Source organism: Mycoplasma pogonae (genome assembly GCF_054170725.1).
This window is the reverse complement of record NZ_JBSWZS010000006.1, coordinates 13,394-37,437: the sequence shown is the minus strand read 5'-3', so window position 1 is coordinate 37,437 and position 24,044 is coordinate 13,394. Positions and strand designations below refer to the sequence as shown.

The window sequence follows — 24,044 nt, the reverse complement described above, 5'->3', positions numbered from 1 at the left end:
GAATGAAAAAAATAAAATTATATGGCTTTTAATTTTTGGTAAAAAATTAAAATATTTTTTAAATTATAAAAAAATACAAAACTAAAATTCTGTATTTTTAATGATTAAAATCTAGCTAACAATATATTTAGTTTTGTCATTTTCTGTTTTTTTTAAAATTCCATAAATTAATGTTTGACTACGCATTTTTAATTCAGAACCTTCTACATAAGGTTGATATTCAAAAGTTATATGCAGTTGTTTATTAATTATTTTTGCAGACACAATTTTTATTCTTTCAGAATGTATTGTATCAAATCATTTAACTGGAAAAGGATAATTTTCGGGTTGTAAAATTGATAATCTATTATTTTTATAAAACATTTTTACAATGGTCATAATAATATTTATATCTTTTTTTTCTCTTTCTGGTATTTCAATTGGTATTTCTGCATCTTTTTCTTCAAATTTAGCATCGATATTTGATTTGTTATTGTAACCACTTAAGTTTAATCAACTATTTAAGGTAAAATTACCTTTTTCAAAATCTTCAGCGTTTTTTGCTTCTAATCTAAAATTGTCATAATCACTATTTGTTCATTTATTTAAACCAGTAATTTTAAATGTTTTAGCATAAATCTCTCTTATTTCTTGTGTTGGCATCAAATATTCATTTCTATATCTTTTGGCAAAACCTAATCTCACAGTTAGGCTACCTTCAACATCATTTGCTTCTACAATTTCAGAAACATTTACAACATAATCTTCAATTTTAAAATCACTTGGAAAATTAAAAAAGTTATTAATAAAAGCTATAGAACCATCACTATTACTCAAATAATTTTCAGTAAATAATTCACTTTTATCCCTGAAAATACCATTTGATTCATAAAAATTTTTGCCTGCATAAATATTTTCTTGTACATTCATATCAAATAAAGCATCACGTTCTCCCCTTGAAGTATCACGTCATTTTTTAAAAATGAATTTATATCAAGAGGGATAAATATAACCTTTGTCAAAATCAGGTTTAACACTAATTTTATTGAAAATTTCAATTGCAGCAGCATTTTTTGAGGTTGGTTTCGGTAAATTAATTTCTATTTTATAAAAATAAGTTCCGTGCACATATGATCTAGGTCCATGATGTCTTGAATGAATAATGTTATCATTTTTATTTTTTCAATACATTTTTGAATAAATGATATATTCGATAACTAATTGATCATTTTCTTTTTTAATACTTTTTATATCAAATTCTAATTTACTACGCGGTAATTTAAAATTACTTAATTCAGCATTAAACTCCACCTCACCCAATGTTTTTAATTTTTCAATTTTTTGATCATCTCCAAGTCAAGAGTGTGAAGTATCTGTAATATATTTATCAATTTCTTGCATAGTTAAATTCGCTTTAGGTTTGAAATTAATAATTCCAATATAACTATAACTTAATGAGTTGCCACTAATTTGAAAACCTGTTTGAAATTGATAAATTTTAGTTGCTGTTTTACCACCATGATTAATAGTTACTTCTAATTCTAATTTACCACTGTAATCATTAAGACTTAATGCTTTAATTGTAATTTCTTGATCACTAATTTGTGTTGCTTTTGTAATTGTAAAATAAGCTTTTCTAACAAAAAACGGCGCACCTCTATTGACTACATCACTTGGAAAAATCTGATTATTATTTAGTGTGATTGTAAAATCTTTAAATAAATCGCCATCTCCAACAACTGGATCCGAACTCTTTGGAGGTTCGGGATGTGGAGTTGGTTCAGGCTTAGGAGTCGGCTGACCTGGATTAGTATATACTGGAGGTTGTGGAGTTGGTGTTGGTTGATTAGGATTAGTATCTACTGGAGGTTGTGGAGTTGGTGTTGGTTGATTAGGATTAGTATCTACTGGAGGTTGTGGAGTTTTAATAACGGATACCTCACCACAAGCTACGAGTGTAACTGAAGCAACAACTCCAAAAGCAATAGAACCAAGAATGTTCTTACGTAATTTCATGCTTTAAATTATACAAAAATAAACTTGATTAAAATTAAGTTAGCTACTTTAATTTTTAAAAATAAATTTTAAACTTAAAAATAAATAAAAATTTGTAATTTTCAAACGAAAGTTTTACTTTTTTAATCAAAAATATACATAAACAAAGATAAAAAAGTAAATCTTTTTAAATGTAATAAGCCCCTCAGGATTCCTAAGGGGCTTTTCAATTTAAAATTAATTGAATTCATTCATTATTATATTAATCAATATGTGTTTGAATTTCTTGTTTTAATTTTTCAAAAGTAATTTTAGAAATATTAATAAAATTTAGCAATTCTAATTTTATACAAAAAAACAATTTCATGATTGTTTAATGAATTATGAATTTTTGTACATTGATAAAATTGCATTTTTACTTTGAGCCATTTTAGCAAATTCCGTAGAAGAATATTGGACTTCATGACCTGAATAGATGATTCATCCATTGGTAAAATAATTAATTTTTTTGTGGTTAACTTTTTTTGTTTAGGTTTAAAACTAAAAAATTTTTGATGTTTTGATATTTAACTTATTTAATTAAACTTTAACATTGATAAAATATTTTTAAATTGGTATTAGAATACATTTATCTTTTCTTTTTCATTTTAGCTCAAAGAGCAGCTAATGAAAGTGGAATTAATCCTAAAAGCGATAATAATCATCACAATTTATTAGTTGATTGTGATTCAAAATTTTGATTATCAGTAATCCCATCTTCAGGTAGGTGTATTGGGCGTGTTCAATCTTGTTCTAATATTTTTTTCAATTCAGTAATTTCTGTTTTATATTTTGTAGCACCTAAGGTTTCAAGTTTGACAATTTTTGCTAAAACTTGATTTACTCTTGTAATAATATTTTCAACTTCTAAAAGAATGATATTTAGCTGTTCTTTTCAATTACTTTCATTTGGATTAACGGCATAAATTTTTGCTTTTAGTGATTCTTTAGTAGCTTGTGATAAATGTTTATATTTTGCATCATTATCGATCATATCAATTAATTTATCTTTAAATTTATTGACTTCAATATTTCCATCTAAATCTGCAGTAGCTTGTTTAATTTTAACAATTGCTTCATTAATTTTATCCTCATTAACTCCGGCTTTAAAGCGATTTACAATATTGTCATCGGGACTAGTGATTGGTTTTGCAATTACCTTATTTAAAGCATTCACAAATTTTTGATCTTGTTCAACACCATTTGTTGACGCTGTGTAGGTTGGTGTCTGTCTTACTGATAAGTAGTTGTCAATTACTTCTCTTAAATCACTAAAGTGGTTATTGATATCTAAAATATTATCAACTACTTTTTGAATATTTTCAATATTTTCTTCCTTAGATTTATCTAAATCAACAACCTCAGCAATCTTGTCTTTGGCTTGTGCTTTGGCTTCATCAGAAATATTTGGTAACTTATCAATAAAATCATTTTGTTTTTTAATTTCATCATTAATTGCTTTAATGTCATCAACATATTTATTTAAATCATCTAATGAAGTAGTTGGAATGCCTTTTTTAGCTTTTTCGCGATCTGCCAGTGATAAATTAGTAAACCCATCAATTGTTTTTTGAGCATTATCTAGATTTGCCTTACCATCTAATTCATTAATAACTTTATCACTATTAACCTGAGCTTTATCTAATTTATCTTTAATAGAGGTATCAATTAAATTACTATCTTTTAAATCAGTTAGCTCTTTTAAGGCTTCATCAAGTTGTTGTTTTTTATCATCGCTAGCTAATTTATAATCATCACTAACTTTAGCATCATTTAATTTTTTAATTTCTTCTTCAATTGTTTTTAAAGTATTTAATGCTTCATCAGCTTTGTCACTAATATCTTTTACATCTTTTTTCGAAGCAGCATTATTAACTTCTTCTTTAATTGCATTTTTAGTTGCTACACTTAGTGGGTCTAAATTATTACCTGGATTGGTTTTATCAATTAATTCGGTTTTTGCTTTTTGTAATTCAGTATCACCATCTAAATTATTTAGTGCTTTTTCAATGTCTTTAATTGCTTGATCTAAATCTGTCGTTGTCGTTCCAGCTTTTACTTTACCTTGTAAATCGGTTGTAGCACTTGGTGTAGTTGGTGAATCTAAAACGCTGTTAGTTGCAGCTGTAACTGCTTCATCTTGTTTAGCTTTATTTTCTGAAGTTGCATCCTTATATTTGGAACTATCCATTGCATCTTTGTATTTATTATATGCATTTTTTAAGTCATTAAATTTATCATTTAAATCTTTTGCTTTTTGAGTTACTTCATCAAGTTTTTTAGCAATCTCAGAGATTGAAGTATTAGCATCAATTGCTTTGGCTTGATCTTTTAAAGCTGTTTTAGCTGCATCAGAAAGATTTGGTTGTCCATCAATTGCTTGAATTGTATCAGCTAATTTTTGTGCAGTTTCTTTTGCTTTATTAACTTCATCAGTTAATTTTGAATTGCTTCCATCTCCTGAAGCAGCAATTGTATCTAAATTATTTTTAATGTCATTTTGAATTTCGTCTGGTAAGTTAGTTAGTTTGTCAATTTCTTCTTTAGCTTTTGCTAAATTGGTATTACCATCAAGAGCATTTTTAGCCGCATCAGCATCACTCATTGCTGTATTTGATGTAGTTTTATTATCCGAATCAAGAAGATTTTTATTTAGTTCTTCTTTTAACTTTGTAATTGCATTATCATAAGCTGTTTTTTCAGCATCAGAAGCTAATTTGTAATTTGGATTATTTTTAAAATCTTCTAATTCTTTAACTTTATCAGTTAATTTATTATGCGTGTCAAAGGCAGATTTAGCTTTTTGATCAATATGATTAACTTTAGCTTTAGTGTCAGTATCGGCATTATCAATTTCATCTAAAACAGCACCTTTAGTTGCATCATTTAATTTATTGTAGATTCCATCTAGATTATTAACCTTATCTTTTAAGTCTTTTTTAACATCATCAACTTGCTTAGTACCATCTAATGAATTAAGTGCATCTTTGATTTTAGCAATTGCGGCTTCAACATTAGCTAGTGTTGTATTAGATTTTAAGGTTTCGTTATTAATTGTATTAAACTCATTTGCAAAATCAGTATAAGTTTTATCTTTTAAAACAGATTCTAATGCTTCTTGAACTTTTTGATTTTGAGAAGCTTGATTTGTTAGATCAGCTTCTAAATATTTTCGAGTTGCCATAGCGGCTTTGTATTTTTCTACCGCTTCAGCAAGCTCAGTAAATTTAGCTTCAAGTGCTTTGGCATCATCAACATGTTTTTTAATTGTATTTGTGATTTCCGTTTGGTCAGCATTGACATTAATATTATCAACTTTAGCTTTGAATTGATTTTGTAATCCTTGTGACAAATGGTTTAATTTTTCAATTTCAGTATTAGCATTAGAAATTGCTGTATCAGCTGTGCTAAACTTAGTGATTAAGTTATCTAAGGCGGCTTTGTTATTAATTTCTGTTAAATTTTTAGCTCGGGTTTTGATCGCCGCCCTTTGCGGTGTTGCAGGGATATTTGTCATGCCCTCAATATCTTTAAGAGCTTTTTCTAAATTACTATTACCATCTAAAGCAGTATTTGCATTTTTAGCAGGGGCTGAAATAGCATCAATTGCAACTGTTGTTTTATCATATAAATCATTATTAGCTAAAGCATTTTCTAGTGTAGTAAAATTTGAATCAAAATCAGCTTGTTTAGCTGGATCAGCTAATTTGTAATTTGCTGATTCTTTTGCAGTTTTTAAATCGTTAATTACTTGTTGTAATTTATTTTGATCTAACACAGCTTGTTTTGCTTTATCTTCAATTTCTTTTAATTTTTCAAGAGTTTTTGCCTTATTAGCTTCAGTGATAATTGCATTTTTTGTTGTTTGATTTAATGTAGTTAAAGCGGCATCGCTAGTTAATTTATCTATTAATTCTTTAATTTTTGCAGCTAAAACTTGTTCACCATTTAATTTGCTTAATCTATCTCCAATTGCTGTAATTGCTGTTTGAATATCTTCAGCATTTGCTGTTTTTAGTTTAGCCCCACTAATATTATAGTTTTTAACTAATTCACCACTAGGTAAACTATCAAGTATATTTGCTAATGAATTTTTTATCTTTTGATCAATTGCCTTAACATCATTTGTTAAATCATGTTTTACAGTACCGATTGTGTCAGTGTATTCTTTTAATTTTGTTTGTAATTGGTCTAATTGGTTGTGTGCTACTGTTAATTTATTAACAATTTCATCGCTTTTTACTTTTGCTTCAGAACTTGAAAGGTCTTTGATGTCAATTTTGCTAATATCATCTTTTCCTTTATTTGTAACAGTGTTATTTAAATGACTTAAATTAGCAATTTTGTTTTTAGCAATTTCCATTTCATTATCAATTGCTTTAAAATTCTCCACAGCTGCATCAAGATCTGCTTTCGAAGTTGGATTACCTGCTTTATTATTTGATGAATTTGCAATTTCATCTAATTTAGTTTTCGCTTGATTTTTTTGATTGTTACTTAAGTTAACTAAATCATCAATTTGCTTTTTAGCAGCTTGTAGGTGTGCATCACCATTTAATGTTACATTTTTAGCTGCATCAATATTTTCCTTAGCTTCATCTACATTAGTTTGATCAAATAAATCTTTAGTTAAGTCTCCATTTAATTTTGTTAATGCTTCATCTAAATTATTTTTATTTGCTTTATCAGCTAATTTGTAATCCGGAGTAGCTTTTTTAGCTGTTAAATCAATAATTTGTGCTTTAACTTTTTCTATTACATCTTTAGCAGTATCAATGCGATCTTTAATTTTATTTAAATCACCTAGATCTGATTTGGAATTAATTTCTTCTTTTAGTTTATCTTTAACACTGTCTGGAAGATCGTTTAGTGGCGAATTTTTTAATAAATTTTTCAATTCATCTTTTTTATTTTTTAAAACAACTTGATCGCCATCAAGGGCCACTGTAGCAGCCTTGATATTATCAACCGCTTTAGTAAGTTTTGCCAAATCAGTTCCAACTGCTAATTTTAAACTATCAACTTTATAATCTTTTGTTAGTGTTGTTGGTTTTGTTAATTTTGGATCAACAAGTGTATTTAAGGCTGCAAATACTGCATCATTCTGAGTATTTTGATTGGTTGCATGATCATAAGCATTAGTTCCAATTGTATTTTTATAGTTAACAAAAGCATCATTAACTTTTGAATATTCAGAATTCAATTTTTCGGATGTTGTTTTTACTGCATTTACTAGTACTTTAAAAGCATCTAAATCTTGATCAGCATTATCTAAATAAGGGGCTGCAATTTTATCAATTTTGTCATCAAATTCATGTGCTAAATCAACTGAAATGTGATTTAGTGCAGCAATCTCTTTTTTAATTTCAGTAACAAAATCAGTTTTTTGTTGTTTTAAAATAGTTTCACCATTTAGCGCTACTTTGGCTGCTGTAATTTTTGCTACAGCTTCGTTGATTTTGGTTGTAGTTGTGCCAAATTTCATTTTTAAAGCTGCAATTGTATAGTCTTTAGTTAAATCACTAGGTTTTGAAACACTTGGTTCCAACACTTCATTTAGTGCTGTAAATACTGCGTTATTTTGCTCATCTTTATTAGTTGCTTTGATGTATTTAGTTTTATCAAATGTATTTAAATAATCTTGTAAAGCACTAGATAATTTATCATAGTCATTATTTAAATTTTCAGCTTCAGTTTTTAAAGCATTAATTAATGGTTTGAATTCATCAAGCGATTGAGTTGCATTATCAACATTAGCTGTAATAAGAGCACTAATTCGATTATCAAATTCAGTTCCTAAATCATTTGAAAAATGCGGTAAAACTTTAATTTGATTTTTAATCTCATTAGCATAATCAGTTTTTTGTTTTTTAAGAATATTTTCGCCATCAAGTGTTTTTAACGAATTATCAATTGCAGTAATTGTCTCATCAACTTTAGCGTCATCAGTTACACTCAAAGTTCCACCATTGATATTTGTTGTGGCGGTTAATGTCGAAACAGTTGGCGTTGCTAAAACCTTAGCAAGTTCAGCTATGACTTTATTATCTTCAGCATCTTTGTTAGTTGCTAAATTGTGTTTTGATGTGCCAATTACATCTGTATATGATTTTAATTTAGCTTCTAAATCTGTAAATTTAGCATTTAATGTTGTAGCATTAGCAAGATCTTTAGCAAGTTTTGTATCAATTTGTGTTTTATCTAAACTAGGATTGATATTTGATAATTGGTCTTTAAAATATTTTTGAACTTCAGGCGATAAATGCGATAAACCAGCTATTGCACTTTGTTTTGTTGCAATATCATTATTTATTGCAGTGAATGTAGTAACTAAATTATCTAATTTGGTTTTATTATCTGTTTCATCTAAATTTTGAGCTTTTGTAACAATCGCTGTTCTTTGTGTAACTTTAATATTTGTTAGGTTATTTAATTTTTCAAGCGCGGCTTCTAAATTTTTGTCACCATCTAAATTAATATTATTAAATGTTTTTAGTGTTTCTTTAGCTTGTTCTAATTTTGTAGCTTCAAATAAATCTTGACTTAGTAGGCTTTCAATATTGTTTTTAATTGTATTAAAACTTGATTGCTTGTCATCACTAGCTAATTTATAATTTTTTGATGCTTCCATATTTATAAGCTGAGTAACTTTATCATTAATCTCTACTACAACCGGTTTGGCTGTATTAATTTTTGCTTCAAATAAATTTAATGATTCCAATGTTGTTGCAGCATTAATTTCTTGAGTGATTTTTTGGATTATAGCAGAATCTAATTTATTGAAAGGCTCTTTAGCTAATTCTGTTTTTAAAGCATTTTGCTTAGCTATTAAATCTCCATTTAGTGCCGCTGTAGCAGTTTTAATTTTCGAAATTATTTCTTGAACTTTTGTAGCGGTCGCTCCAGGTTTAAACATAACGCTACTATTAGTTTGTAAATCATAAGTATTATTAATATTCCTAGATAGGCTAATTGTTACTACTTCATCAATTGCAGATAAAACTTTTTCTTTTTCAGTATCTCAATTTGTTGATAATTTACCATTAGTTTCAATATGATATCTATCTCTAAATTTAGTTAAAGCTGTATTCATTTCAGCAAATAAGTTATTTAGAGTAGTTGCTTCGGTTTGAATTAAAGTAACTTTATTGCTAAATTGATCTAGTGGTTCTGAAGAATTGCTAGCTGTTAATAAAGCGCTAATTTTTTGTTCAAACTCATTTTTTAAATTATTATTTAATTTATTTAAGCTTTTAATTGCATTTTTAGCTTGCTCAACTTTTGCTTCTTTTTGACTCTGAAGTTGTTCAATCCCATTTAAATTATCTTTTGCCGTCGTTCCAGCTTGAACTAAGTTTGTAAGCAAATCAACTGTGTCGTCCAAAATATTTGTAGTATCTTTGGTTTTTAATGATGCTAAGGCATTATCATAAGCTGTTTTTAAATTTTCAGTTGACAATGTGTAATCAACATTATTTTTATAAGCTTCTAAGTCTGTAATTTTATCTTTTAGGGTTTTAAATGTATTGGCAATTTCTGTTGCTTTTGTGTCAAGTGAATCTAATTCAGAAACACTATGAGCTCCATCAATTTTTGCTGTAATTGCTTCTTTTGTTTCTTGATTTAAATTACTTAAAGGTAAAGTTTTTAATTTCTCTTTTAGTTGGTTTTTTCTAACTTCTAGGCCATTTAATTTAGTTTTAGCTTGAACTCCATTAGAAATAAATCTAGATAAATTATCAACTGAATCCACAAATAAATTAGCAACTAATTTATCTTTTAGAGATTGTAAGGCCGCATCATATTCACTTCTATTAGTTGCTAGTGTATATTCACCATTTCTTTTATAGCCTTCCATATCAGCAATAACAGATTTTAAATATTCGACTGCCTTATTTAAATCATCAGCTTTAGCTTCTATATCAGAAAGTTCTGAAGAAGTTTTTGCAGCATTAATTTTAGATTTTATATCATTTTTAGTTGGTGTGTTTAAATTTTTTAGCGGTTCTTCATTTAATTTATCTATTAAAACTTGTTTTTTTCTCTGAAATTCTTCCACACCATTTAAAGCATTTTTAGCTTGATTTATTTTTTGTATTGCGCTTTGAACATCTCTTAAATTTCTAGTAAATTTCAATTTGAAATACTGTAAATCATATGACTTATTCAAAAGATTATCTACTGTTTTTGCAATTGAACCATCTGATTGTGCGGGATCTTCTAAAATGGATGCTAAAGCTTCAAAAACTTTTGTATCCTCTGCTAATTTATTGCTAGCTTCATCATATTTTATTGTTCCAATAGTATTTTGATAATTTTTAAAGGCTTCTACAACACTATTGAATTGATTATCTTTTTCTCTAGCATCTGCAACTATTTTTTCTAAATCTTCGCTATATTTTTCATTTGTTTTACTTAAATTTGCAGTTCTTTTACCACTAGAATTTAATAAATCAATAATTTTTTGTTTATAACCGTTGGTTAAGTGTGGCAATTTATTAACATCTTGGATTTTGTTTTCTAAAGTTCTTAAATTTTCATTGGAATTTACTAAGCCATCTAAGTTATTTCAAGCATTAATAATTTTTTGTTTTTCAGATTCGATGTCAGGTGTCATGATATCTGCTTTTAAAGCATTTTCAATAGCATTATCAAAATCTTCTTTTAATCTTGATGTTGCATTTTGATATTTGGCTTCATTCTTTTTAATTTTATATTCATTAATAAAAGCAATATAGCCTTCTAATTTTTTTGTCGCTTGATCAATCAATGATTTTCATTCTTTAACTTTGCCTAAATAGGCTTCATTTATATTATTTCTTTCCCCCATTTCATTTTCTCGCATAGATCTTAAACCAACTATTATCCAATTATTAAAATAGGCTTTTATAGCAGGTGTTAAAACTTTTTTCGAAGCAACTTCTTTAAGAAGAATATTTTCAAAACCATCAAGAGCATTTCATTTTTTATATAGATCTTCCCCTAATTTTTTGATTTCAACAAAATCAATTACATTGTAATTTGGATTAGATAAAGCATTTTTAGCATCTTCTAGTGCTTTATCAAAAATAGGTCTAACAAATTCTTCTGACTGAGAATAGTGAGGATAATATTCACCAGTAGTAGTATCCCTTAATTTTTTCATAGCTATGTACCGCTGATAAAGCTCAGCCATATCAGATTCAACTTGAAGAATATCATTTTTTCCAAAAGTATGGGCATTACCTTTGACAAACGCTTCTTTTTGACCAGGGGTTAAATTTTTAATATTATTAATAGGATTATTAATTCAATCCATAATACTTTCGCCATCATACCAGTCATTAGGTCCGTTTCCCACTCCTGAAATAGCAATACTCGATGCTATTAATGGAATGGTTGATAAAACAAATAAACTAGTTTTCCTTAAATTTTGTAATTTGAAATTATTATTTGTGTTTTTCATAAAAACCTTCTTTCAAAAAGCCTAGTGTAAATTATTTTATTAATTAAAAATTTAATTAATAAATTGGTAATGCTAATCTTGAATTGATGCTTAATGTAATTTAGGCTCTAATTTATAAATTTATTTAAGATCTTTTTTTTAATAAAAAAAATTATTTTAGCTTGTTTTTTTATGGTATTTAAAACTTTTTTGCTTATTTCAAAAAAATAAAAAATAACTAATAAGTAAAAATCAATTCCTGCCTCATGGTTATTAATTATTTATATTTTAATATATATATATATATATATAAAGCAAATAGAAAAAGAGCGCTACTTTATATGAATATTTTGGAATTTAATAATTACTGTTTTTATTTTTAAATTTTTAATTTCATAATTAGCTAATTCATCTCAATGCTTATTTATTTATAATTTCCTATAATTTTGCTAACAAAAATTAAATAAAGTTTTGCTGGAAAACGTGAATAGAAAATTTTGCTTGAAAATACACAATTTAAAATACCTAAAATGCAAGTGATATAATTCAATATTATGAATTTAAAAAACAAATTAATTTTTAAATCTATACCTATAACAATATTTAGTACTGGATTTTTTTTATTTTCTTGCGCCCCCATACAAAAAATAGATAAGGGAGAAGATGACCCGCAAATACCCAAACCTTTTCCTATACATGATCCCAAACAATTAGATAAAAAAGAAAATCAAAATAACAAAAATAAATTAAATCCTAAATTAGAAAATAAACCCAAAGAAAAGCCTAAAACAGATTTTTCAGAAAAAAATAAAGGAAATGATTCTAATCCTAAAAAAGATTCTAATAATAACTCGGGAGACAAGAAAGAAATTGAATTAGCAGTTCCTAAAAAAGGCAAAGGAAAAAATGCTAATTTAAATCCTAAATTAAAAAATGAACCCGAAGAAAAACTCAAAAAAGAAGAAGATAAAACTAACTCAAGTTTAGCGCAAGGATTTTCTGCAATTAATAATATTAATCAAAATGTTATAGAATTCAAAGCTAATAGCACTATTTATCGTGGAGTTGAAAATTTAAGAAATTCAAATTTAGGTTTTGTGAACAATAAATTATTAGTTCAAAAAACTGAAAATAATAAATATTTAAAAAATTGAAGAATTAATCAATTAATGGATAAAGAAGTTTGATCATATCAAAAAGCAACCAAAAAATTTATTTGAAGTATTGATCAAAACTTATTTAATGATGTTTTGGATACTGAGCCAAATTATGAAAATACTAAATTGCTTGTTTATCTTGCAATTCATCCTAAAAAGACTAATTTATTGGAAAATAACCATTATAACCTAGGATGATACTATAAAAATAATGTTAAGGGAAATGTATTTAACAGTGATTCTAAAAAAAATAATTTTCCCTTAGGGATTGGTTTAAAAATTGATTATCAATATTTATTAACTAATGGTAATTATAGTGTTGATTTAAATTTAGAAAATGTAAGATTAACAATTACAAAAGTTGGTAAAAAATTGAATTTTGAAGTTGAAAATATCGATAAAACAAATAATTTATTATTTCACAATTATAGTTTATTTAACAAAGATAAAAATCAATATTTATTTGATTATTTGAGTTCTTTTACTGGAATTCAATATCAAACTACAAACCCCAATAATAATAGTTTAATTCCATATAAATTAAATTCAAAATATGATGATTTTGTATCAAATGCTCCCGATAGTTTTCCTAATTTTAGTAATGATCTTTCATTTTATAATCCAGAATTAGATCAAGTCAGTTTATTTGATTCGGTAGATCTAAATTCACAATTACCAAAAAATTTTTATTTAAATGCTTTTGATACTGAATACTTACAAAGAGTTAGTTATAAAGATTTTATTCATCAAAGAAATAATGTTTTTAAATACCAAAATAGTTTTGTTGATTTTGTAGAAAGAATTTACAAATTTAACGAAAATAAAATAATGGCAGATTTAAGAAGTAGAACTTTTAGCGCGAGTGGAACATGAACTATGATTTCTAAAGTTAATGTTGACAGAAATGATGGTTTATATTATGTAGCAACTAACAAACATGTGTTTGATAAATATTCAGGACATAATTTTAAAATAAATCCTAACTTCAATGATGACAAACCGATTGGTGATATTTTAGATACTAAAGGTTACATCCCTTTCGGAGATATGGTTGCAAAATGAACTAATGATTATGGAAAAAAATTAAAAGCAATTAGCCCTTTAAATTTAGCAAGTTTTGTTTGATATCCAAAAAATGTTGTAAGTAAACAAAATAATCCTTTAGGTTATGATCACACAGGCAAACACCAATTAGATATGGGAATTGCAATTATTGACATAAATTTAATCCTGAAAACTATTTCAAATCCAAAACACCATCAAATAATGCAACAGTATTTTAAAAAATGAGAAAATTTACCGCCATTAAGTTTCAATTCACCGCTCAAACATTTGATTTATTTAAATAGTGGCACCAATTTAGTTGATATTTATATTAATGGCTATCCTGGTAAAGCAAATTTGTCTTATCATATTAATAAAATTATTAATACCGGATGATTAATGGGTGATCAAAAAAGCGAACCCGTTTCGGTGGGAATAAATTCAAATAACTATAAAAAAACAGATAAATTTAATAATTGATATTTAAATACTAAAGGTTCTTCCGGAACCGCTTTTGTTGATGGTCAAAATAATATTGCTGGTGTTTATTGAGGAGGAATTGATATTAGCACTGTTGATTTATTTAAATCTTGGTGACATAATGTTATTGGCGATAATACCGACGACGACGAAGGTCAAGAAAATGTTAGTCCAGGATCATTCTGCAGCTGAGTACGCCAATTGCATGAAGCTTATCCTGACAAAATTTCTTTATTACCAATTTGTACATAAAAACACAACAAATCTTTAATTATTTAGTGCGATTATTTATATGAGCTAACAAATTGATTTTGTATTTTTAATAATTAAAATTTAGTGAACAATATATTTAGTTTTGCCATTTTCAGTTTTTTGAGTAATACCATAAATTAAAGTTTGACTCCGCATTTTCACTGTAGAACCAACTACATAAGGTTGATATTCAAAAGTTATGTACAATTGCTTTTTAACTATTTTTGCAGACACAATTTTTATTTTTTTAAAATTAATTGTATTAAATCAGTCAACTGGAAAAGGGTAGTTGTTAGGTCGTAAAATTGATAATCTATGATTGTTATAAAACATTTTTACAATATTATTAATAAGATTTGTATTTTCTTTTTCTGGTATTTCAATTGGTATTTCTACATTTTCGTTGTCAAATTGAGCATCAATATTTGATTTGTTATTATAACCATCTAAGTTTAATCAACCATTTAAAGTAGAAATACCTTGTTCAAAATTTTGTGCATTTTTTGCTTCTAATTTAAATTTATCATAATCACTATCGGTTCATTTATTTAAACCAGTAATTTTAAAAGTTTTAGTATAAATTTCTCTTATTTCATTTGTTGGTACTAAATAATCTTCTTTATATCTTTTAGCAAAACCCAATTTAACATTTAAGCTGCCTTCAACATCATTAGCTTCTACAATTTCAGCGACATTTACAACATAATCTGCAATTTTAAAATCACTTGGAAAATTAAAAAAGTTATTAATAAAAGCTATAGAACCATCATTGTTGCTCAAATAAGTTTCAGTAAATAATATACTTTTATCACTAAAAATACCATTTAATGCACGAAAATTTTCACCTTCATAAATATTTTTTGTCACATCCATATCAAATAAAGCGTCGCGTTCTATCCTAGAAGTACCACGTCATTTTTTAAAAATCAACTGGTATCAAGAAGGATAAATATTACCTTTTTCAAAATTAGATTTAACGCTAATTTTATCGAAAATTTTAATTGCAGTAGCATTTTTTGAGGTTGATGTAGGTAAATTAATTGCTATTTTATAAAAATTAGTTCCAGCTTCATATGATTTAGAACCGTGATTTCTTGAATGAATAGTGGTATCATTTTTATTTTTTCAATACATTGTTGAATTAATAATATATTCAATAACTAATTGATTATTTTCTTTTTCAATACTTCTTATATTAAATTCTAATTTATTAAGTGGTAATTTAATGCCATTTAATTCAACTTCATATTCTACTTTACCCAATTTTTTTAATTTTTCAATTTTTTGATCATCTGTAAGTCAAGAGCGCGAAGTATCTGTAATATATTCATCAATTTCTTGCATAATTAAATTTGCTTTAGGTTTGAAATTAATTGTTCCAACATAAGTGTAACTTGACAAGTTTTCAGCAATTTGAAAAGTTGTTTGAAATTGATAAATTTTAGTTGCTGTTTTGCCATTGTGATTAATAGTTACTTCTAATTCTAATTTACCACTATAATCATTAAAACTTAATGATTTAATTGTGATTTCTTGATCACTAATTTGATCATTTTTTGTAATTGTAAAATAAGCTTTTTTAACTATAAATGGTTCATTTCTATAAACTACATCACTTGGAAAAACCTGGCTATTATTTAATGTAATTGTAAAATCTTTAAATAAATCAATAGATCTAATTGATGGATCTGAGTTTTTTGGTGGTTCAGGAATTGGTTCTGGTGCAGGGGTTGGTGTTGGCTGAACTGGATTATTATTTATTGGAGGTTGTGGAATTGGTGTTGGTTGATTAGGATTAGTATCTACTGGTGGTTGTGGAATTGGTGTTGGTTGAGGATTCGTAGCAAAAGATACTTCACCACAAGCCACAAGCGTAACTGAAGCCATAACTCCAAAAGCGATAGAACCAAGAATGTTTTTACGTAATTTCATGCTTTAATTATACAAAAATAAAATTGATTAAAATTAAGTTAGCTACTTTAATTTTTAAAAGCAAATTTTAGTTTTAAAATGAATAAAAATTTATCATTTTTAAAACTAAATTTATTAATTAAATATGTATTAAAAATAATTTAATAAATGCTAAATTTCATTCAAAATTATTTAAATTATGCGAAAAATAAACTTAAAAAATTGACACAACTTCAATATTAAGCCCACTAAAATTGGAATTTTATTTTTTTATTATTACAAAGCATTTAAAACTATCGGAATGGTTAGAATTTTTTAAAATGTATGAAAAAACTTATAAACTTTCTTGATTTAAACTATAAATTAGTAATCAAGATTTTAAAAAATGATTGAAAAATTTGCAGCAAACAAATAATATTTTAAATATTTTGTATTTTTCAAAATTTAATATTAAAATTTATTTATGAAAACACATAATAAACTTTTATTATCAATATTAACAACGCCTTTTATCCCTTTAACAATTTTGGCTTGCAGCAATGATAATAGTATTACAAAAAAACAAGAAGTTGTAATTAACATTGCTGAAGAAATGGAATTAAATAACTCTGAAAAAAGTTATTTTAGCTTAAATGTTACAAATTTACCTGTCAAAGCTAAAAAAATTTCAGTAAACATATCATCTATTGATGGTGTGTTTCTTTATTCTAAGAATCAAGAAATTTCAAACTTTAAATTTGAAACAATTTTTTCAATTTCAAAAAACATTAAAAAAATTAATGTCGTTATTAACATTGATGATGTCGAAGTTAAACAACAAATATTTGATATCCAACATACTACAAAACCATTTGAGCCGATCGAACCAAACCCTAACCCGGAACTCATTCCTGAACCAAAACCAAAACCAAATCCCAATCCTAATAATGATGATAATAATGATGGTGCTAAACAAGAAATTGGTTCATTATTTAATAATTTCAATATTCAAATCAACGTCCCAAAATTTCCTAGTCAACTTTTAGAAAACGAAGTATCACTTAAATTAAATAATCATTTTTTTAATATTAACATTGACCCAAAAATCCCTAATCCTCAAGTAGAATTGAAAGCTTTGAGCTTTAATGATTTTGAAGGAACAATAAAACTTCAAGCAAAAATAATTTCAGGTGAAAAAATTGAACAAAAAATATATGAATTTAAAACTAATTTATTACTAAATTCACCAACTGAATATATGAATTTAAAAATTACAAATTTAAATATTTTGGACAAAAATATTAGTGAATATGTAAATTTTTTAAATGATAAAACTAAAAGCGATCAAGAAAAAATAACAAAATTAAAAGAGTTAGGTAATCTTGAGATAATCAATAATTCGCCTTTAAAGAGTCCAAGAATAACAATTGAAAGCGCTCAAGAAAAAAATAATATACTAACTGTTAAATACACTTATAATGGTTATTATAAATTATTGATTGAAGGTCAAAATAAAATAGAAGATAGATTTTACAATTTTTATCAAACGGAATTTCTAAATATTGGTTTAGAGCAAAATTTTAAAGAAATTTTTGATAAAGTAAAAGTTAAAGCTAACTTTGAAAAAGGTACAACATTTCCTTCTTGATTTAATGAAGTTTTTAAAAAAGAATCAGAAGAAAAAGAAAATTTATTTGATACAGGTAGCACAGTAAATAATTACTATCATGGAAAACCATTTTGAAAATTAAATACAGGGTTTCATAATATTCAAATTATTTTTAACAAAAAATATCATAGGGAAGAGTACATCGGAGCTTTTATTTCGTATTTTTTTGATATTCCTGAGTATAATGTTCGTAAATTTTCAATGGCTGTAAAATCAATTGATGCATTTGATGATAAGGAAGGGACGCTTGACGTCACCTTAGTATTTTTGGAAAAAACTGAAGATGCAAATGGCCATTATTTTTCAGGTAAGGAAATTTATGAAAAAAAATATAAAATTACGGGATTAAACAAATGAAGTGAAGAAAAATTTAATGATTTTCATATTATGTTTTGATTAGATGCTAATGATGAAAAACTTAATTCATCAATTGATACAATGCTTCGGTTAAACAAAAGATCAATTGCTAATATATGAGAAACAGAAAATGAATATGAATTTAATGTATCTTCATTAAATAAGGATCTTTATAATAAATGATTTAACTTTTTATACAAGGAATATGGCCTTTCTTTGTTTAGATCTGATTTGTACCCTTTCCCAATTTATTGATGAGATGATTTTTATAATAATTTTCATCTTAATAAACTTTATATACGCAATAAAAAACTTTATGCAGATGTTACCTTTACAATTAAAATACAAGGTTTTGAACCCAAAACATTTAACAGAACTTTTTTCATTCCTGTATACAAAAATGTAACTGGGGAAAATTACACCTTTAATCTTTTTACAAAATAAAGATGAACAAAAAACGCAATCCTTAAAACTTATTAAAATAGCTAAAAAGCTATTTTAAGATTAAGCAATTATAAGATCTAAAAATGAGTCATATTAATTTTATAAAAGCTAAAAAAATAATGTTGAGTATATAAATATTGATATGTGAAAATAAAAAGTTAAAAAAATACTTTTTATTCATATTGATGGTTTGAAAAATATCATAATAAAAACAAAAATTATGGTTCACTAATATTTTAAAAAATATGTTATGACCTTAGCTTAGAAAATATTTTTAAAACATCAATGCAAACAACTACTATGAATCATTAAAATATTTAATTTCAATTAGAATAATCGGTCTAAAAACTAATTTAGCTTTATTTAAAAATCAAACAGAATTTATTATGGAAAAACCTTGGATATAATATTTTATATTGATTACTAAATAAATTATTCATAAAAAAAATAAACTAAAAAACTTAAACTAAAAAAAGTGAATCCACAAGTTTTACTTGCTCTAATATTGGAGCAAGTTTAATCTTTTGTGGTTCACTTTTTTGTTTTAGTTTATAGAGCCTACATTATTTGAAAAATATTACTTTTTTCTAAATTAACTATAAATTTTTGATTTTTTTGAGTTTACCCTACTTGGATTCTGTTTTAGCTTTTGCTTCTACAGCAAATTCACCATCCGCTGTTTTAACGGTAACCTTACGATTTACATTAATAAACAGTTTTTTAACTGCTTCTTCAGTAAAATCACTAACACTTGATAAATCAATAATATTAATTTGGTGTGAGTAGTTAAAAACTCTTACTAAAGTTTCAATATCTTCTTGGGTTGAACGACTTGATTTAGCTTCTAAAACTAATTTTGTCGGTTGTTTTTCTGCTTTTTTACCATACATTACTGAACCGTGTTCTGAAATTTTGTCAGTGTTGTCAACTGATAAGTCAGATAGATTCATGTTTAATGTATTATTTTTTACTTCGCTAAACAATACAGAAGTTAGTTTTAATGGTTGATTTTCATCACGTTGTGGAAATTCCATATTATTTAAGTCAATTAATTCAGTTTTTGATAAATCTCAATTAGTTACATATCCACCACTACCAAATTCACCTTGGAACTCTCTACGATCTTTGTCTTTGATGTAAACAAGTTTAAAAATGTTTTCTAATAGTTGTTTATTAACTTCACTTCCAACTTCAAATTTTTTAAAAATAACATTTGTTCCATAACTAAATGTTCCTTGTCTTACTTTTACAAAAACTTGAGGATCAACAGAATTTAAAACTTTACTATCATCAATTGAATTACCATTGTTATAAGAGCCAACGATATTTAATTCAAATAATGGTGTTTTCTCATCAAAGTTAGTATTTTGTCCTAAAGCATTAACAACACTTGGATTAGATGTTTCATAAAATAGTGTTAATGATTTTACAAATGATGGTAATTTTTTTACAATTTCAGCTGCAGATTTTACTGTGCTATCTTTAATATCACGAACTACAACACCTAGATCTGTAAAAGATTCACCAACTTGTTTTTTAACAAGTTCTAAAAATTCACTTGAATCATTAATTTTTAATGGATCAAAAATTTCAACAATGTAACGAATTACACCTTCTGTATTTTTATAAGTTTTTAAAACTGCTGCAGTTTTATTTACTGTTTGAATTTCTTCGGTTTTTACTTCTCATTTATTTTTTGTTTCAGTGCTTGAATTTCCATTAAAATTTAAGTTAAAAATGTCATCTTGTCCCAATTGTGAGCTTGAAGCTACGGGAATGTAACGATCTAAGTTTTTCTTAGTTTGTTCATAAACATAAGTATTAATAAATGCTGGTCTAAAGCCTCAACTAAAAGCGGAGGTTGGGAACATTCCTTGTTTTAATCAAGAAATTTCTTGATCAGTTAAGTTATCCACTGTTCTTTTTGGAGCAACTTTTTGTCATTCATCTCAGCGTTGTCTTTCATATCCTGTTGATTTTGCAATCGTTTCTTCTAAATCTTTATTCATAAAATCAACCGCAGCTTTTTTAACTTCTTCATCAAGTTCTAAAATTTCAGCCCCTGTGAAAAATAAGCTATTTACTGCTATAAATTTAAAATCAGCTGAGTTAATTTTTTTTGCCCCAGATTTTAGTGCTTTAAATTTTTGTTGGCTATAAACCAAAGCTGTCATTGTTTGAGTCGATTCTTGTCCGCCTTGAGCATAAGTGTTACTGTTTCACTTACCGTTGTATTTTCCCCTTTGGCGGTTATATGTTCCATAGCCTCCTGCATCCTCATTAACTTCAATATCGGTTTTGGGTGTTGTCTCTAGTGTTTCAACTTCTTCAATTGGGACTATTTCATTTGTTTTAGTTGCTTTTAAATAAGCATCTAAAACAGAGTTGGTGCTATCTTTAATATTATTTAATAATTCAACATCTGTTTTTCCTGACGCAGATGATGTTGAACTAGATTCGGTTTTGGGTGTTGTAGCAACTTCTTTTGCTTCTTCAGTTTTAGCAACTTCTACTAAAGATTTTTCTCCAGGTTTGGTTGTTTCCTTAGTATCAATAGGTGCTTTTGCAACAAGATTATAGTTAAATGTTTTTAGTGCTAAATCTGTTACAACATTTTCTTGTTTGTTTCAAGGCTGAAAAACAAAAAGTGCTGCAGCTGATGAAACAACAGCAATAGCACTTAATGATCCAATTCATTTCAATGTTTTTTTCATTCGATTACTCCTTAATTTAATAATAAAAATAAATTATACTCTTTTAGTAATTAAAATAATTTTATTAATGAATGTTTCTTCATTAAAATTAAAGTCAAAATGCATTTTTGCATAAAAAAAATTATTTTTGTTTATCAGTAACTATTCATCATAAAAATAAAAAAATGAAATAAATATAATACAAATTTTATTTTGTAAAATCACAAAGAAATTAGTTATTTTTCAAATAAATAAATTATTAATTTAAATCATAAAATTTAATATTTATCATTAGAATTTACTAATATAGCCAAAAACAAAAGTGCAATTTTATTAATTTTATGAATCGGTAATTTATTAGACGATTAAAAAAGCTGAGTATTTCTTTTCTTATATAAAATTTAAAATGATTAAATTTTATTGATATTTTCAAAATTATCTCTTATGACTCAAAAGAAGAAATTCAAACATATATCAATTGATATAACAACGAAAAAATTCAATCAATTTGTAGTTAAAAACTTCTCAAATACATGAGAGTTTCATACTATTTAAAAAATTAACTTTTTTATCCGTGCTTATAGTTACTATATTTTCATATTTTAATTTGGAAATACAAAATAAATTTTGTATCTTAATAACTAATTTACAATGTAATATTGATTACCTTTATTATTAGTTTTTTTAGTAACATCGTAAATCAATGTTTGTGACATTTCTTTAGAGGTAGAATCACCTTCAACTTTAAGAAAGTATTTAAATGTTATATAAAGTTTTTTATTTTCAATATATCCCGAAAAAGCTTTGATTTCAATACCATTTATAGGATCTCACCAAACAACTGGAAAAAGTCTTTTCTCAAATTCTTTAATTGGTAATTTATAATTTTTATAAAATAAATTTAACATTTTATCTAAATTAAAATTACTAAAGTTATCCAAATTTATATTTTTTGATATTTCGCCAGTAAGATTAATGTGAATTTGTTTATTAGGAGTATCAAAATAAGTATCTATATTATTTTTATTTTTGTAATTTGTTTCGTCATTTAAAATGCTATTTAGTATATTGATGCCTTTTTGAGTATCAATAGCCGGTTTCTTTTTTAAACTAAAATAATTATAGTCAGTTTTTTTTCATTTATTCATGTTTCTGATTGTATAAGTTTTAGTTAATAAAGGCTTGCCTGCAAATTTTGTATTTTTTTTTGTAAAAGCTAAAGTAAGAACCATAGTTCCATTTATATCATTTACATTTGCTATTGTTCCAACATTTACAATATATTCATCAAAATTAAAGTCTTTTGGAAAATTAAAAAAATGTTTAATAAAATCAGTTTCTTTATTTTTGATATCTAAAAACTTTTCATCAAAAATTGTCTTAATACTATTATAAAAGCTGTTATTTAATATTTTAAAGTTTTCAAACTCTGATGAATCATCATCAAAATTATACAATCAATTACGTTCTGCTTGGGTTCCGTTACGAACTATTTCAAATACGTATTTATATCAAGAAGGATAAAAAAATCCTTTTTCAAAATTATTTTTTACAGTAACATTTTCAAAAATATTTTTAGGATCTAAATTAAAATCTATAACTATTTTTGAATTTTTAACTTTTCCCTTATAAACATTTGAATTAAATGCACCTTTATTATATCTTTTATCATATCACTCAAAAATTACTTCAAATTCATAATCAATAAACAATTTATTTTCTTTTATTTCAACATTATTTATGGAAAAATTTCAAAGATCTCTAGGAACTTCCATATTATTAATTTTTGCACTTATATCTAATTTACCAAAACGTTCTATATTATCTATTATCACTTTATTAAAAAGTGGTGGATTAGTTGCATAACTTTTAAGAAGAACATAATTTTCATGAATATATTCTTCATCTAAGTTACCTTTAGATTTAAAAGATATATTTGATTTTAGATCGAATTTAGGTCTTGTTTGTTCATTAAATTTATCAACAAAATTTGTTGCTGTTTGTAATTCAAAAACTTTTTTAGCTTTTTTATTGTAGTGTTCTATAATTACTTCCACTTCAACTTTACCAGTGTAGTCATTAAAGCTAAAAACGTTTAATTTAATTTCACTATCCTCAATCTTGGGTTGTTTATCAATTTTAAATATATCTTTATAAAAAATATATGGAAATTTTTTGTATTTATTTATCAAAGCACTTGGGGGTAATTTATCATTTGTTAATGTAATTTTAAAATCTTTAAATAATTCAAGATCTCCAATAGCTAGATCCAAATCTTCAGCTAGTTTGGGTTGTGGATCTGGTTTTGTTGCAGGATTAAGATGGCTTGGATTAGTATCTACCGGAGGTTGTTGATTTGGTTTCGGGGTTGGGGTTGACAGACTTGAATTAGTATCCACTGGGGGTTGTGGATTTGGTTTTGGTGCAGAATTTGCCTGATTGGGATTAGTATCTATTGGCGGTTGTGGTGGATTTGGTTGTGGTGGTTGAGTAGTTGTAGTAACTGATACTTCGCCACAAGCTACCAGTGTAACTGAAATAATAACTCCAAAAGCAATAGAACCAAAAATTTTTTTACGTGATTTCATGCTTTAAATTATACAAAAATAAGCTTAATTAAA

General features: G+C 25.9%; 7 protein-coding genes. 2 read left to right on the top strand and 5 right to left on the bottom strand.

Features of this window, described 5'->3' with window-relative positions:
• Positions 1-111: 111 nt before the first annotated feature.
• Both ACW95P_RS02835 and ACW95P_RS02830 read right to left on the bottom strand, forming a co-directional pair.
• Entirely contained in the window at positions 112-1,995 is a 1,884-nt protein-coding gene (locus ACW95P_RS02835) for a lipoprotein 17-related variable surface protein (protein WP_457961725.1), read from the bottom strand.
• Between the two features lie 607 nt (positions 1,996-2,602).
• Positions 2,603-11,458: a hypothetical protein gene (locus ACW95P_RS02830; RefSeq protein ID WP_457961724.1), complete on the bottom strand. Its 8,856-nt coding sequence runs from the start codon at positions 11,456-11,458 to the stop codon at positions 2,603-2,605.
• A 533-nt stretch (positions 11,459-11,991) separates the two neighbouring features.
• On the opposite strand from ACW95P_RS02830, the gene ACW95P_RS02825 reads away from it, so the two are divergent.
• Positions 11,992-14,370, top strand: coding sequence for a hypothetical protein (locus tag ACW95P_RS02825; protein WP_457961723.1), 2,379 nt, complete (start codon positions 11,992-11,994; stop codon positions 14,368-14,370).
• A gap of 81 nt (positions 14,371-14,451) precedes the next feature.
• Here the strand turns inward: ACW95P_RS02825 and ACW95P_RS02820 are convergent, their stop codons facing one another.
• Complete coding sequence (locus ACW95P_RS02820; RefSeq protein ID WP_457961722.1) at positions 14,452-16,302, bottom strand: lipoprotein 17-related variable surface protein; 1,851 nt, start codon at positions 16,300-16,302, stop codon at positions 14,452-14,454.
• 442 nt (positions 16,303-16,744) lie between these two features.
• On the opposite strand from ACW95P_RS02820, the gene ACW95P_RS02815 reads away from it, so the two are divergent.
• The gene (locus ACW95P_RS02815; protein WP_457961721.1) at positions 16,745-18,730 is read left to right on the top strand and encodes a hypothetical protein; all 1,986 of its coding nucleotides are present in this window, start codon (positions 16,745-16,747) and stop codon (positions 18,728-18,730) included.
• A gap of 626 nt (positions 18,731-19,356) precedes the next feature.
• Here ACW95P_RS02815 and ACW95P_RS02810 read toward each other — a convergent pair.
• Both ACW95P_RS02810 and ACW95P_RS02805 read right to left on the bottom strand, forming a co-directional pair.
• The gene (locus tag ACW95P_RS02810; protein ID WP_457961720.1) at positions 19,357-21,444 is read right to left on the bottom strand and encodes a hypothetical protein; all 2,088 of its coding nucleotides are present in this window, start codon (positions 21,442-21,444) and stop codon (positions 19,357-19,359) included.
• A gap of 620 nt (positions 21,445-22,064) precedes the next feature.
• Positions 22,065-24,011: a hypothetical protein gene (locus ACW95P_RS02805; protein WP_457961719.1), complete on the bottom strand. Its 1,947-nt coding sequence runs from the start codon at positions 24,009-24,011 to the stop codon at positions 22,065-22,067.
• Positions 24,012-24,044: the final 33 nt, after the last annotated feature.